We start from the raw sequence: 13,483 nt of genomic DNA, 5'->3' as shown, positions 1-13,483 counted from the left end.
TCCGCGGCCCGCGCCGTGCCCGGGGCGACCCCCGGGCAGCGGGGCGGCGTGCGGGGACCGGGTCAGCCGATGTGGTAGGCGTCCCCGTACACGTGCCAGTGCAGCGGCGGGTCGAGGTCCAGGTTGCCCTCGCGCAGGAAGACGCGTTGTGCCGTGTCGACCCGGCTGGTGTCGCTGTGCGCCTCCTCCTGCTTCATGGCCCACACCCGCGCGTCGAGGAAGGCGTGCAGGTAGGCGGTCTCGTCGCCGCCCCACGCCGGGGGCCGGGCCCGGCCCAGGGCACGTTCCCGGATGCTGCCGAAGCCGGCCGGGTCACCGCCGTCGCCGTGCATGACGATCGCGTCGTAGTACGCGAACTGCCCGAGCGTCCGCAGCCCGTCCGCCTTCGCCCGCCGCACGGCCGGACCGAAGTAGACCCGGTCGCGCTCGTCGTCCTGCGCCCGCCGGAACTCCGGGTCGCGGGCGGCCCGGCGCCAGTCGCCGGGGTAGCCGGGGTCGAGCCCCTCGTGCGAGTCGGTGCCGTCGACCTCGCGCAGCGCGGGCAGGTAGCGCGCGAGCACGTTGCCGGGGCTGCGGTCGCTGTGGAGCCGCACCAGGTCGAGCATGTCGCCGGTGCCGGAGCAGAAGCCGATGATGCCGGCGGTGTAGCCGCGACCGTCACCGATGTCCTCGATGTACCGGTACTGCGCCTTCCAGTCGAGCGAGGAGTTCTCCGCGCTCGACACCAGTCGCATGGCGATCTCCTTCTTCGCCGGGTCGTCGAGCCCTGCCGCGCGCACGGGCGCCGCCGTGGCCCGCGAGGGGGCGAGGAGGGGAACTGTCGCCAGGGACGCGCATGCCATGGCGAGCACGGTACGGCGCGAGGTGCCTGCGGGGCGCGCCGGGTCGGGGGACGGGTGCCTCACGGGATCTCCAGGTGTGGTGGGGGGTGGGAGTGCCGGGCACTGATAGGAAAGTTTCCTACCAGAAAATCGGCGCACCGGGCACCCACCGTGCGCGAAATCGGTACGGACCGAGAGCGGCACCCGAGTCCGTCAGGGCACCGGCTGCTCCGCCCAGATGACCTTGCCGGCCGGCGTGTAGCGGGTGCCCCAGCGCTCCGCGAGCTGCGCGACCAGGAACAGTCCGCGCCCGCCCTCGTCCGTCATGGCGGCGTAGCGCAGGTGCGGCGAGGTGCTGCTGCTGTCGAAGACCTCACAGATCAGACTGCGGTCGCGCAGCACCCGGACGTGGACGGTCTCGCCGCCGTACCGGATGGCGTTGGTGACCAGCTCGCTCAGGATCAGCTCCGTCGTGAACGTCAGCTCGTCCAGCCCCCACTCGGCGAGCCGCCGGGTGACCCGGGCGCGCACCTCGCCGACCGCCGCCGGGTCGTTCGGCACCTCCCACTCGGCGACCCGGTCCGGGCCGAGCGCCCGGGTACGGGCGACGAGCAGGGCGATGTCGTCGCCCGGCCGGTTGGGGAGCCGCGCGTCCAGGACGGCCCGGCAGGTCTCCTCGGGCGACTCGCCGGCCGCCTGGAGCGTCTGGCGCAGGTGTTCCAGGCCGACGTCGATGTCGTGCTCCCGGTCCTCGACGAGCCCGTCGGTGTACAGCACCAGCCTGCTGCCCGCCGCCAGGCGCAGCTCGGTCGGCTCGAACGGGAGGCCGCCCAGGCCCAGCGGGGGACCTGCGGGCACCTCGGTGAACTCCACGCCGCCGTCGGGCCGGATCAGCGCCGGCGGCGGGTGACCCGCCCGGGCGATCACACAGGTGCTGGAGACCGGGTCGTAGATCGCGTAGAGGCAGGTCGCGCCGGTGACCGGGGCGGCGCCGTCGTCGCCCGCCTCGTCCTGGTCGATGCGGGCGACCAGCTCGTCCAGCAGACCGAGCAGTTCGTCGGGCGGCAGGTCGAGGGCGGTGAAGTTGTGCACCGCCGTCCGCAGCCGCCCCATGGTGGCCGCGGCGTGCAGTCCGTGACCGACGACGTCGCCCACCACCAGCGCCACCCGGGCTCCCGACAGCGGCAGCACGTCGAACCAGTCCCCGCCGACCCCCGCCTGCGCGGGCAGGTACCGGTAGGCGACGTCCAGGGCGTTCTGCTCGGGCATCCTGCGGGGCAGCAGACTGCGCTGGAGGGTCACCGCCATGCTGTGTTCGCGGGTGTAGCGGCGCGCGTTGTCGATGGAGACCGCGGCGCGCGCGACCAGTTCCTCGGCGAGGACCAGCTCGTCCTCGTCGAAGGGCTCGGGCTTCTCCGAACGCCAGAAGCTGACCACCCCGAGCATCAGGGTGCCCGCGCGCAGCGGTGCGGTGATCAGGGAGTGGACGCCGTACTCCACCACCTGTGCGGAGCGTTCGAGGTCCTGCGCCTGCCAGCCCGGGGCCTCACCGAGACGGGGTTCCAGGACGGGCCGGCCGCTCTCCAGGGACCGGCCCTGCGGAGAGGAGGCGACGAAGCGGATCTGCCGGCCCACCGGGTAGAGCGGGACCTCCTCGCGGATGCCGCCGAGCGCGGTACGGCGCAGCGGGGTCACGCCCTCCGGCTGTCCGCCGGCCAGGACGGTGTCGAACAGGTCCACGCTGACGTAGTCCGCGAACCGGGGCACGGCCAGCTCCGCCAGCTCCTCGGCGGTGCGCGTGACGTCCAGGCTGGTGCCGATGCCCACACCGGCGGCGTACAGGATGTCCAGGCGTTCCCGCGCGGACTCGGCCCGGCCGGACAGGGCCCGCAGCTCCGTGGAGTCGCGGAGCGTGGCCACGCTGCCGGCCGGGCCGCCCCGTACGTCGGTGGGCCGCTGGTTGACCGCCAGCAACCGGTCCTTGACCAGGTGCACCTCGTCGGTGGCGACCCGCCCGGAGGCCAGCAGCTCCGCCGTGTCGGCGGGGAGCCCGAGGCCGAGGACGTGCCGTCCCTCGGCGTCGTCGGGCAGGTCGAGCAGGCGCTGCGCCTCGTCGTTGGCGAGCAGCAGTACGCCCTCCCCGCCGACGATGAGCACGCCCTCCCGGACGCTGTGCAGAACCGCGTCGTGGTGTTCGTACATCCGGGTCATCTCGTGCGGCCCCAGGCCGTGCGTCTGCCGCAGCAGCCGCCGGCTGACGAGCGCCGTGCCCGCCGTCGCCAGGGCGAGTCCGACGCCCGCCACGATCAGCACCGGCGGTAGCTGCCGTTCGGCGGCGCCGCCCACGTTCTCCGTCGTGATGCCGGCCGAGACCAGGCCCACGACCCTGCCGTCGGGCGCCTCGACGGGCACGATCGCCTGGACCAGCGGTCCGATGGTCCCCTCGATCTGCTCGGTCACCGTCTCCCCGGCCAGCGCGGGGGCGATGTGCCCCACGAACTGCTTGCCGATGCGGTCGGGCTTGGGGTGGGTGTAGCGGATGCCGTCGGTGTTCATGACGACGACGAAGTCCACGCCCGTAGCCCTGCGCACCGCCTCGGCCCGGGGCTGGAGCACGGCGGTGGGGTCGGGGCTGCGCAGGGCCTCGCGGATGCCGGGGGAGTTGGCGAACGTGCCGGCCACGGCGACGGACCGGTTGCGGGCCTCGACCGTGCTGTCGTGCCGCACCTGGAGCACGAGCGCGACGGCCGCGGCCACCACGAGCAGCAGCACGATGACCACGTTCATGACGAAGACCTGGCCGGCGACACTGCGTCCGGACATGGCCGAGCGCAGTGCCGTGGCACCGCGCCGCCGTCCCGTGTCCGCCCCCCGCCGTGACCGGTCCGCGTCTCGCCGGTGCCGGGCGAGCGGGCCGCTGGGACGACGGGGTGACCGCTCTCCCGATCGACCCATCAGTCGGACCATGTGCCCATGTCTACACTGCCGGGCCTTAGGAGGCGAGAGGCACTCCCGGTGACCGGGTGGCGGCCGGGGCCCGGGCCCGCGGCCCCCGTCACCGGGGGTCTCCGTGTCGGTGGCGGCGGGTGGCGAGCAGCAGGGCGATGTCGTCGGGACGGTCCGTGGTGTGGCGGGCGGCGACGGCGATCCGGTCGGCGACGCCCGCCAGCGACGGGCTTCCCTGCCGTGCGGCGGGCGCACCGGCCTCGGCCAGGGCCAGCCCGAGGGCGGCGATGCCGTCGTCGATGTCGGTGCCGGGCCGCTCCACCAGCCCGTCCGTGTAGAGGGCGAGGACGGCACCGGGCTCCACCCGGAACTCCGTCAGCGGGTACGGCGTGCCCGGGTCCACGCCGAGCACCATGCCGCCGGGCAGGTCCAGAGCCTCGGTGCGTCCGTCCGGGTGGCGCAGGAGCGGCGGTGGGTGTCCCGCGCGGGCCGCGCGAGCCTGTCCGGTGGCCGGGTCGAGCCGGATGTAGCAGCAGCTCGCGAAGAGCCCCGGGTCCAGATCGGCCAACAGGTGGTTGACGCCGCTCAGCACCTCGTCGGGCGGGCGGTCGCCGAGGGCGAAGGCGCGCACGGCGCTGCGCAGTTGCCCCATCGTGGCCGCCGCCTGTACGCCGTGCCCCTGGACATCGCCGATGACCAGGGCCATGCCGTCCCCGGAGGCGACGACGTCGTACCAGTCCCCGCCCACGTCCATGCCCTGGGTCCCCGGCAGGTAGCGCCCCGCGGTCTCCAGCAGGGGGTGCGCGGGCAGCCGCCGGGGCAGCAGGGCCCGCTGGAGTCCGCGGGCGAGCGCGGTCTCGGTCTCGTAGCGCCGGGCCTTCTCCATGGCGTGGGCGATCACCCCGGCGAGGGCGGTGAGCACCGTGCGTTCCTCGGTGCCGAAGCCGCGGGCACGGTCGAAGCCGAGGATGCAGGAGCCGACCGGGCGCCCGGAGGCGATCAGCGGCAGGAAGGCGCGGGCGCCCTCGGTGGCGTCCAGCGGGATGCCCGGGTACGCGGCGGCCAGCGCCTGCATCGAGTCGAAGAAGAGCGGCCGGCCGCTGGTCAGCGTCTCGACCCCGGGAAGCCGGGCGTCCAGGGCCACTCCCTCGAAGGGCGCGAGGAAGCCCGGTGGGAAGCCCGTCTCCCACGCCAGGTGCAGGTGCCGGTCCTGGAGCAGGTAGATGGCGAGCCGGCGGCCGCCGAAGGCCGGCAGCAGTTCGCGCATGACCACGGCGGACACCTGGCGGGCGGTGACCGCCTCGGTCAGGGCCACGGCCAGCACGATGGGGCGGTACACCGGTGCCGTCGTGGCGTCGACGGCCGGGCCGGTGCCGCCGGTACCGGGCGCCGTCCGCGGTGCGCCGTGCTCGGGCGTGAGACCGGCGGACGCGTCGGCCACCCGGTTGGCCGGGCGGAGCGTGCCCGTCAGGAGGTCCGGCCCGGGGTGCACGGAGACGGCGAGCCAGTCCCCCTCGTAGGGCTGCGGCGTGGTCCGGCGGCTGTCGTCGGGCGGGCGCCGGACATGGAAGTGGACCGGCTCCGGGGAGAGCAGCGCGCCGCGGAGGTGGTCCTCGTAGGCGGTCTGTCCCAGCCAGGGCACGGCCTCCCACAGGGAGTGGCCGAGCAGCCGTGCCCGCGGCCGCCCCAGCAGCCCGGCGGCGCGTGGATTGGCGTAGACGATCGTGCCCAGCCGGTCCACGCAGAACACACCGTCCGGAAGCAGGTCGGCCGCGGCGTCGGCGACGGCGCCGGCGGACGTGTCGCGCACGACGCCGCGCACCGGTCCGCCGACGGGCGGTGCGCCCGGCGGTTTCCACAACTCCGCCAGGAGCAGCGCGCCGTCCGCGGCGCGCAGGTACAGGGGCAGCGCAGGAGGCCGGCCGGCGGCCGTCTGACGCAGTGCGGCCGCGATCCGGTGTCCGTCGTCCGGGGCCAGGGCGCCGGTGAGTGCGCCGAGCCGCGTGGCGGCGGGTCCGCCGGCGGCCGCGGCCACGCCGAGCAGGGCGCGCAGCGGCTCGTCGAGGGTGACGGCGCCGGTGCCCGGGTCCCAGGCGAAACTTCCGGCGCGCTGCGCGTGCCGTCCGGCCGGGGGCGTCCGGAGGCACAGGGGTTCGTCGTCCCAGGCGACCGGCGTCTCCCGGTCCTCGTCCAGTTGGTCCAGGGCCGCGCCCAGCTCCCGCGCCAGCCGCTCCATTCGGTCCAGGCCCTCCAGCACTTCGGCGGTGTCGGAGGCGGGGGGACGCAGGACGGTCAGGACGCCGTACGTCCGCGCGGCGCCGGCGACGGGGACGTACAGGGAGCCGAACGGGAACGGCAGGCCGGCCGCGAACTGCGGGTACCGGCGCATCGTCTCCGTCGCGTTGGGCAGCACCACCCGGACGCCCAGCCGGTAGGTGTCGGCGACCGGGAACGGGCTGTCGGAGTGGAGCTGCCACCAGGACCGGAACAGCGGCCCGGGCAGTCCGGCGAGGACGGCCAACCGCAGCAGGCCGGGCGTGCGCGAGCGCAGATAGACCCCGCCCGCGTGGCCGCCGGCCGCGCCGATGGCCTGGGCGCAGGCGTCGATCAGCAGCGCCGTCAGCCGCCCGGGCCCGCGGTCTGCGTCCTCGGCGCCTGCGCTCATCGGCCTCACCTCGTCGGCCTCACCTCGTCCGTGCGCCGTCACGCGGGCGACACAGCAAGAATGCGCCACGACTCAAGGGTCGCGCACGCGGTGGGTCCGCACGGGTGACCGCGGCGGGCGTTGACCTGGCGGACGGGAGTCCGTAACCTCCTCCCGCGACATTCGGAAATCATTCCGAAACTTTCGGAGTTCCTGCCCTTCCGAACGGCCTCCGCACACCGATTCAGGGAACGGGATGACATGCGCATGACTTTCCTACGTCTCTCCAGAGCGGCCACCGCCGGTCTCGTCGCCGCGGCGGCGCTGACGGCCGCGGCCCACCCCGCCGAAGCCGCCGACACGCTCGGTTCCGCCGCGGCCGGCCAGGGCCGCTACTTCGGCACCGCGGTCGCGGCGAGCCACCTGGACGAGGCCGACTACGTCTCCACGCTGAACCGCGAGTTCACCTCGGCCACGCCCGAGAACGAGATGAAGTGGGACGCCACCGAGCCCAGCCGCGGCAACTTCACCTTCGGCGCCGCCGACCAGGTCGTGAACCACGCCCGGAGCCAGGGCATGGACGTGCGCGGCCACACCCTGGTCTGGCACTCACAACTGCCCTCCTGGGTGGGCGGCCTCGGCGCGGCCGACCTGCGCACCGCCATGAACAACCACATCGACAGCGTGATGGGCCACTACAAGGGCCGGATCCATAGCTGGGACGTCGTCAACGAGGCCTTCCAGGACGGCGGCAGCGGAGCCCGGCGCAGCTCGCCCTTCCAGGACAAGCTGGGCGACGGCTTCATCGAGGAGGCGTTCCGCACCGCCCGCGCCGCCGACCCGGCCGCGAAACTCTGCTACAACGACTACAACACCGACGGCGTCAACGCGAAGAGCACCGCCGTCTACAACATGGTCAAGGACTTCAAGTCCCGCGGCGTGCCCATCGACTGCGTCGGCTTCCAGGGCCACTTCAACAGCGCCTCCCCGGTCCCCTCCGACTTCCAGGCCAACCTCCAGCGCTTCGCCGACCTCGGCGTCGACGTGCAGCTCACCGAACTCGACATCGAGGGCTCCGGCACGGCGCAGGCCGACAGCTACGCCCGCGTGGTCAGGGCCTGTCTCGCCGTGGACCGCTGCACCGGCATCACCGTCTGGGGCGTCACCGACAAGTACTCGTGGCGCAGCAGCGGCACCCCGTTGCTGTTCGACGGCGACTACGACGAGAAGCCCGCCTACGACGCCGTCCTGTCCGCCCTCGGCGGCTCCGGCGGCGGGGACGACGGCGGCGGCCCGGGTGACGGCACGGCGAGCTGCACCGCCACCTACACCAGGACCGCCGACTGGAGCAGCGGCTACAACGGCCGGGTCACCATCACCGCGGGCAGCGAGCCGATCGGCTCCTGGGCGACGACCGTCACCTTCACCTCGCCGCAGCAGGTCCAGGCCACCTGGAACGCCACCGCCACCTGGGGCGGCAACGTCATGACGGCGCGCCCGAGTTGGAACGGCTCCCTGGCGGCCGGCGCGTCGACCAGCTTCGGGTTCACCGTCGCGAAGAACGGCAGCGACGCCGCGCCCGCGGTCGGAGCCTGCACCGCCTCCTGACCCGCTGATCCGTCCGCAGCGCCGGGCCGCCCCGGAGCCCACGAGGGTCCGGGGCGGTCCCGCGCGCCTCAGCGCGAGTCACGGCTGTGCCTGTCGCCGACCGGGACGGCGCCCTTTCCGGCCTACTCGGCCCCGGGCCTGTTCGAAATCCGCGCGTCCGGCGGAAGTTGGGGCAAAGAGACGGTGCCGACCGCTCCGGTGCGTATCGTGAGGGACCGGGGGCATGCGCTTGCCCTACTCGGCCCCGGACCGGACGGTGAGGCTCTGTATGACTCCGGCGCACAGACCCGATGCCGCGGCCGCCTCGGCCGTGTCCACGGTGGTGGAGTTCAGGGGCGGATCGGCGATGATCCCGGCCTCCCGGGACGTCGTGCACGGCTTCGTCGCGCGACTGGGCGAGAGCGGCGTGGCCCTGGACGACGCCTTCCTGGACTCCGCGCGCCTGGTCGCGAGCGAGCTGGTGACGAACGCGCTCCGCCACGCGCCCGGTCCCTGCCGCCTGGAACTGACCCTGGTGGACGACGCGGTGGAGATCGCGGTGTCGGACACGGGGGACGCGTTCCCCACGTTCCTGCCCCGCGACCCCCTGCGGGTCGGCCGGCACGGTCTGGAGATCGTGACGCGCCTGTGCGACGAGATCATCACCAAGCCGCACGCGACGGGGAAGACGGTGTACGCGCGCCTGCCGCTGCGCTGACCGGCGTCAGGCCGCGAGGGCCTGCTCGACGGTCGGGTAGCAGGCGATGAGTGCGTCGACGCCCACGAGCCGCAGCACGCGCTCGACGGCCTGCCGCGGGGCGGCGAGCCGGAACCAGACGCCGCGGGACTCGGCGGCCTGGTGGGCGGAGATGAGCACGTTTATGCCGCTCGAGTCCAGGAAGTCGACCTCACCGAAGTCGACCACCGTGCCCGGCGCCGTCTGCACACAGGACAGCAGGACGTCGCGGAGCTGACTGCTGCCGTCGAGATCGACCTCTCCGGCGAGCAGGACGATGCTGACGCCGTCGCCCGTGGTGGTACGGGTGATCAGCAGCCGCTCCGGTACCGCCGCTCCCTCGGTGTCCGCCACGCTTCCCTCGCTTCTCGCATATGCCCGGCCGTCGTCGGTGGCTTGATGCTATGGCTCCCGGGGGTCCGTGTGGGCCACTTGGCGAGACCGGTGGTGCCCGGACCGCCGGTGAGCGGCTCGACGCGCGCGACGGCGCTCCTCTGACTACCGTCGAGATGTGGTGGTACACACATTCGAAGAGCTCGTGCACAAGCGTCGCGCGGCGGACCTGGCCCGGCACCGGGTCGAGGAGCTGCGGGCTTCGTACGGGCCTCCCACGCAGCATCAGTGGACCCCGCGGCAGTCGCACACCTACGAGACCGCCGTGCGGGCCTGGCGCGACCTGGACCGGGACGCGCAGACCGCGATGACGGAGTACGTCAAGGAGGGGGGTCAGTCCCGGCACAAGATGGAGGCGAAGGTACGCAAGGCCGTCCAGGACGGCGGACAGTTCACCTGACCGTTCCCCGGCGGAGCCGGAACCGGACCGCCCGGTCTCAGCCCCGCCGGGCCGCGTCCTCGCCGACGAGAGCGCGTACGGTCTCCAGCGCCGCCTCCCGGTCCTCGGGCACCAGCCCGATGCGGGTGCGGCGGTCGAGCAGGTCGGTCTCGTCCAGGGCACCCTCGTGACGCAGCGCCCAGAGCAGTTCGGCCCCGGTGACGGGGTGGTCCGGCAGGAGGCGTTCCCCGAGCCGGGGATCGCGGTCGGCGAGGGCCTGGACCGCCGGTGCCTCGGTGCCGTAGCTCCGCACCAGACGGCGCGGCGCCCGCAGCGCGGCCAGGGCGTGCGGCGGGGCGGCGCCCACCAGCGGCAGCGCGGCGGTCGGGGACGGGCCTGCGCCCAGGCGGCGTGCCGTGACGGCGGCGTCCACGGCGTCCTCGGCCATGCGCCGGTACGTGGTGAGCTTGCCGCCGACCACGGTGATCACGCCCTGGGACGAGGTGAGCACGGCGTGCCGGCGTGAGACGTCGGCCGTGCGGGGCCCGTTTGTCGGCCGGGCGGCGGACGTGCTGTCCAGCAGGGGGCGCAGACCCGCGAAGGCACCCACCACGTCCTCGCGGTGGACCGGCACCTCCAGCACGGAGCCGAGCACGTCGAGCAGGAAGCCGATGTCGGTCTCCGGCACCTCGGGCACGTCCGGGATGTCCCCGTCGACGGGTTCGTCGGTCAGACCGACGTACACCCGGCCGTCGCCCTGGGGCAGGACGAGGACGAAGCGGTTGGTCTCCCCGGGGATCGGCACGTGCAGGCCCGCGGGCAGGGGGCCGAGCCGGTCGGAGCGCAGGACGAGGTGGGTGCCGCGGGAGGGCCGGACCCGGATGCCGTCCACCAGGTCACCGGCCCACACGCCGGAGGCGTTGAGCACCGCGCGGGCGCGGACCACGCCCTCCTCACCGGTGAGCTCGTCGCGTACCCGGGCGCCGGACGAGGTCAGCTCCAGGGCCCTCACCCGGGTCAGGATCCGGGCCCCGCGTGCGGCGGCGGTCCGGGCCAGCGCGGTCACCAGCCGGGCGTCGTCCGTGAGTCGGCCGTCCCAGGACAGCAGACCGCCGCGCAGCCGGTCGGAGCGCAGCGCCGGCGCGAGGTGGCGGGTCTCCACGACGGACAGCCGGCGCGGCGCGGGCAGCGTGGCCCGGGCGGTGCGCGCCGCCAGCCGCAGGGTGTCGCCGGCCCGGAACCCGGCCCACGCCAGCGCGGCCTGACCACGGGAGACCAGGGGCGTCAGCGGCAGCACGAACGGCTGGGCGCGCACCAGGTGGGGTGCGGTGCGCGCCATCAGCACCCCGCGCTCCACCGCGCTCTCGTGGGCGACGTCGAGCTGGGCGGAGGCGAGGTAGCGCAGGCCGCCGTGGATGAGCTTGGAGCTCCAGCGGGAGGTGCCGAAGGCCAGGTCGTGGGCGTCCACGGCGACGACGCTCAGACCACGGGCCGCGGCGTCCAGGGCGGCGCCGGCGCCGGTCGCGCCGAGGCCGACGACCAGGACGTCCACGACGGGGCCGCCGACCGTGTCGGTCAGCTCGCGCGAACGGCGCGCGGCGGACAGGGAGGCCCCGGCGGCGGGGGTGCTGCTGGTGGGGCTCATGGCGTGAGGGTCCTCTCCAGGATGGTGCGCAGCTCCGCGAGGAAGGCGGCGGGGGCCAGCTCGGCGTCGTCCTCGTCGGTCATGGTCCGCAGCGACAGGGCGAAGGACTGGACGATCAGCAGCACGGACCGCGCCTGCCGGCCGGTGTGGGCCGGGCGCACCGACCCGTCGGCGTGGCCCTCGGCCAGCGCGTCGGCCAGCAGCCCGAGCAGGGCCTCCTGGCTCGCCCCGCGCCGGTCGAGGACGTACGGCAGGAGCAGCTCCGGGTCGACGTCGACGATCTTGCGGAAGAGCGGGTGGGCGCGGAACGCCGCCACCCCGGTCACCAGCCCTTCGACGATGCGCGGACGCGTCCCCACGCCCGGCCGGGGCCCGGGGATGGCCCCGGTGGCCACCGCGATCCATTCCCGGGTCATCAGATCGCCGACCAGGGACCGTACGTCCGGATAGCGCCGGTACAGCGTCATCCGGGAGAGGCCGGCGCGGCGGGCGACGTCGGTCATCGTCGTGCGGCGGACCCCGACGGCCAGTACGCAGTCGCGCACGGCGTCCAGTACCGCGTCGTTGTCCGGGGTGTTCTGTCGTGCCGAGTCGTTGTGACGATTAGGCGTCATGTGTAACAGTGTAACGCCAGTGAGGTCGTGCGAGACCGCGTCCGGATGGCATCCGACGGTGTCGACGGCTTCCCGACCGCACTCCCGAACCGACCGTGAGGACGACAGGCGATGGACATGCTGTGGAACGGCTGGGGCGACCCGGCCCGTGCGACGCCGCTGCCCGACACGGTGACCGGGCTGCTGCGGGAACTGCTCGGCGTCAAGCCCCGCGCCGCCGCCTCCGTCCCGCTGGAGGAGATCGACGTGCCCGGGCCGCCGCTGGAGGAAGCCGCCCGCCGCGCGCTGGAGGCCGCCGTCGGCGACCGCGCGGACGGGGTGCGCACGGACGCGGAGACCCGGATACGCCACACCCGCGGCAAGTCCACCCCCGACCTGCTGAGGATGCGGACCGGGGACACCGCCGACGCCCCGGCCGCCGTCGTCCTCCCGGACGGCCACGACGAGGTGCTCGCCGTACTGGAGGCCTGCGCCGAACACGGTCTCGCCCTTGTCCCCTTCGGCGGCGGCACCTCCGTCGTCGGCGGCCTCGCACCCGGCCGCCGCGGCACCTTCGTCGCCCTCGACCCGCGCCGCATGAACCGCCTGCTCGACCTCGACGAGATCTCCCGCACGGCCACCCTGCAACCCGGCCTGCGCGCTCCCGAGGCCGAGGCGCTCCTCGCCGAGCACGGCTACACCCTCGGCCACTTCCCCCAGTCCTACGAGTGGGCCACCATCGGCGGCTTCGCCGCGACCCGCTCCAGCGGACAGGCCTCCGCCGGCTACGGCCGCTTCGACGAGATGGTCCTCGGCCTCACCGTCGCCACCCCCGAGGGCACCCTCGACACCGGCCGCGCCCCGCGCTCGGCGGCCGGCCCCGACCTGCGCCAGCTCGTACTGGGCTCCGAGGGCGCCTTCGGCGTCATCACGTCCGTCACCGTGCGGGTGCGGCCCGTGCCGGAGGTCCGCCGCTACGAGGGCTGGCGCTTCGCCTCCTTCGAGGAGGGCGCGGCGGCCCTGCGCCGGCTCGCCCAGGACGGCCCGCGCCCCACGGTGCTGCGGCTGTCCGACGAGACCGAGACGCTGATCGGCCTCGCCCAGCCCGACGCCATCGGCACCTTTCCAAAGCGGCAGGACGCCGGATGCCTGGCGGTCCTCGGCTTCGAGGGCACCGAGCACGACACCGCGCACCGCCGTGCGGGCGCCGCCGCCGTACTGCGCGCGAGCGGCGGTGTCCTCGCCGGCGAGGAACCTGGGGAGCGCTGGGCCCACGGCCGCTACTCGGCTCCCTACCTGCGGGACTCCCTCCTCGACGCCGGGGCGCTCGCCGAAACCCTGGAGACGGCGACCTACTGGTCCCGCGTCCCCGCGCTGTACGCCGCCGTCCGCGGCGCGCTCACCGGCACCCTCACCGAGGCGGGCACCCCGCCGCTGGTCCTGTGCCACATCTCGCACGTCTACGAGAACGGCGCCTCCCTGTACTTCACCGTCGTGTGCGCCCAGGGCGAGGACCCCGTGGCGCACTGGACCCGGGCCAAGCACGCGGCCAACGAGGCGATCCTCGCGGCGGGCGGCACCATCACCCACCACCACGGGGTGGGCACCGACCACCGCGACTGGTACGTCCGGGAGGCGGGCCCCCTCGGCATCGGGGCACTGCGCGCGGTCAAGCGGAGCCTGGACCCGGCGGGACTGCTCAGCCCGGGCGTCCTGCTGCCCGAGGACTGACCCCGCGG

The 13,483-nt window shown here is 74.5% G+C and carries 10 protein-coding genes; 4 read left to right on the top strand and 6 right to left on the bottom strand.

Features of this window, described 5'->3' with window-relative positions:
- Positions 1-62: 62 nt before the first annotated feature.
- From B1H29_RS02780 to B1H29_RS02770, 3 genes are all read right to left on the bottom strand, one after another.
- Positions 63-905, bottom strand: a complete 843-nt coding sequence (locus B1H29_RS02780; RefSeq protein ID WP_055421289.1) for a chitosanase — start codon at positions 903-905, stop codon at positions 63-65.
- Between the two features lie 129 nt (positions 906-1,034).
- Positions 1,035-3,788, bottom strand: coding sequence for a SpoIIE family protein phosphatase/ATP-binding protein (locus tag B1H29_RS02775; RefSeq protein WP_199832437.1), 2,754 nt, complete (start codon positions 3,786-3,788; stop codon positions 1,035-1,037).
- A gap of 88 nt (positions 3,789-3,876) precedes the next feature.
- Entirely contained in the window at positions 3,877-6,432 is a 2,556-nt protein-coding gene (locus B1H29_RS02770; RefSeq protein WP_055421290.1) for a SpoIIE family protein phosphatase, read from the bottom strand.
- A 240-nt stretch (positions 6,433-6,672) separates the two neighbouring features.
- Between B1H29_RS02770 and B1H29_RS02765 the strand changes: the two genes are divergently transcribed.
- Positions 6,673-8,019 (top strand): endo-1,4-beta-xylanase, encoded by a 1,347-nt coding sequence (locus tag B1H29_RS02765; protein ID WP_055421291.1) that lies wholly within the window; start codon positions 6,673-6,675, stop codon positions 8,017-8,019.
- A gap of 268 nt (positions 8,020-8,287) precedes the next feature.
- On the top strand, positions 8,288-8,716 hold the full coding sequence (locus B1H29_RS02760) for an ATP-binding protein (protein ID WP_055421292.1): 429 nt from the start codon (positions 8,288-8,290) through the stop codon (positions 8,714-8,716).
- Between the two features lie 6 nt (positions 8,717-8,722).
- Here the strand turns inward: B1H29_RS02760 and B1H29_RS02755 are convergent, their stop codons facing one another.
- On the bottom strand, positions 8,723-9,088 hold the full coding sequence (locus B1H29_RS02755; protein WP_055421293.1) for an STAS domain-containing protein: 366 nt from the start codon (positions 9,086-9,088) through the stop codon (positions 8,723-8,725).
- Positions 9,089-9,248: 160 nt separating this feature from the next.
- On the opposite strand from B1H29_RS02755, the gene B1H29_RS02750 reads away from it, so the two are divergent.
- Positions 9,249-9,527: a hypothetical protein gene (locus tag B1H29_RS02750; RefSeq protein ID WP_055421294.1), complete on the top strand. Its 279-nt coding sequence runs from the start codon at positions 9,249-9,251 to the stop codon at positions 9,525-9,527.
- Between the two features lie 37 nt (positions 9,528-9,564).
- On the opposite strand, the gene B1H29_RS02745 is transcribed toward B1H29_RS02750, so the two are convergent.
- Both B1H29_RS02745 and B1H29_RS02740 read right to left on the bottom strand, forming a co-directional pair.
- Complete coding sequence (locus B1H29_RS02745) at positions 9,565-11,151, bottom strand: glycerol-3-phosphate dehydrogenase/oxidase (RefSeq protein WP_055421295.1); 1,587 nt, start codon at positions 11,149-11,151, stop codon at positions 9,565-9,567.
- A complete protein-coding gene (locus B1H29_RS02740) occupies positions 11,148-11,765 on the bottom strand; it encodes a TetR/AcrR family transcriptional regulator (protein ID WP_055421296.1) in 618 nt (205 codons plus the stop codon). Before B1H29_RS02740 ends, B1H29_RS02745 begins: the two co-directional genes overlap by 4 nt.
- 111 nt (positions 11,766-11,876) lie before the next feature.
- Between B1H29_RS02740 and B1H29_RS02735 the strand changes: the two genes are divergently transcribed.
- Positions 11,877-13,475 carry an FAD-binding oxidoreductase gene (locus tag B1H29_RS02735; RefSeq protein ID WP_055421297.1) on the top strand — a complete coding sequence of 533 codons (1,599 nt, stop codon included), beginning with the start codon at positions 11,877-11,879 and terminating at the stop codon, positions 13,473-13,475.
- Positions 13,476-13,483 lie beyond the last annotated feature (8 nt).

This window comes from Streptomyces pactum (assembly GCF_002005225.1).
In the GTDB taxonomy this organism is placed as follows: domain Bacteria; phylum Actinomycetota; class Actinomycetes; order Streptomycetales; family Streptomycetaceae; genus Streptomyces; species Streptomyces pactum_A.
The sequence above is the reverse complement of the archived record's forward strand: the minus strand, read 5'-3'. Positions and strand labels throughout refer to the sequence as shown.

Bases quoted from the DNA above. Each gene is read 5' to 3' on its own strand.
- B1H29_RS02735 (WP_055421297.1), top strand. From the start codon at position 11,877: ATGGACATGCTGTGGAACGGCTGGGGCGACCCGGCCCGTGCGACGCCG.
- B1H29_RS02760 (WP_055421292.1), top strand. From the start codon at position 8,288: ATGACTCCGGCGCACAGACCCGATGCCGCGGCCGCCTCGGCCGTGTCC.
- B1H29_RS02775 (WP_199832437.1), bottom strand. From the start codon at position 3,788: ATGGTCCGACTGATGGGTCGATCGGGAGAGCGGTCACCCCGTCGTCCC.
- B1H29_RS02765 (WP_055421291.1), top strand. From the start codon at position 6,673: ATGCGCATGACTTTCCTACGTCTCTCCAGAGCGGCCACCGCCGGTCTC.
- B1H29_RS02740 (WP_055421296.1), bottom strand. From the start codon at position 11,765: ATGACGCCTAATCGTCACAACGACTCGGCACGACAGAACACCCCGGAC.
- B1H29_RS02745 (WP_055421295.1), bottom strand. From the start codon at position 11,151: ATGAGCCCCACCAGCAGCACCCCCGCCGCCGGGGCCTCCCTGTCCGCC.
- B1H29_RS02770 (WP_055421290.1), bottom strand. From the start codon at position 6,432: ATGAGCGCAGGCGCCGAGGACGCAGACCGCGGGCCCGGGCGGCTGACG.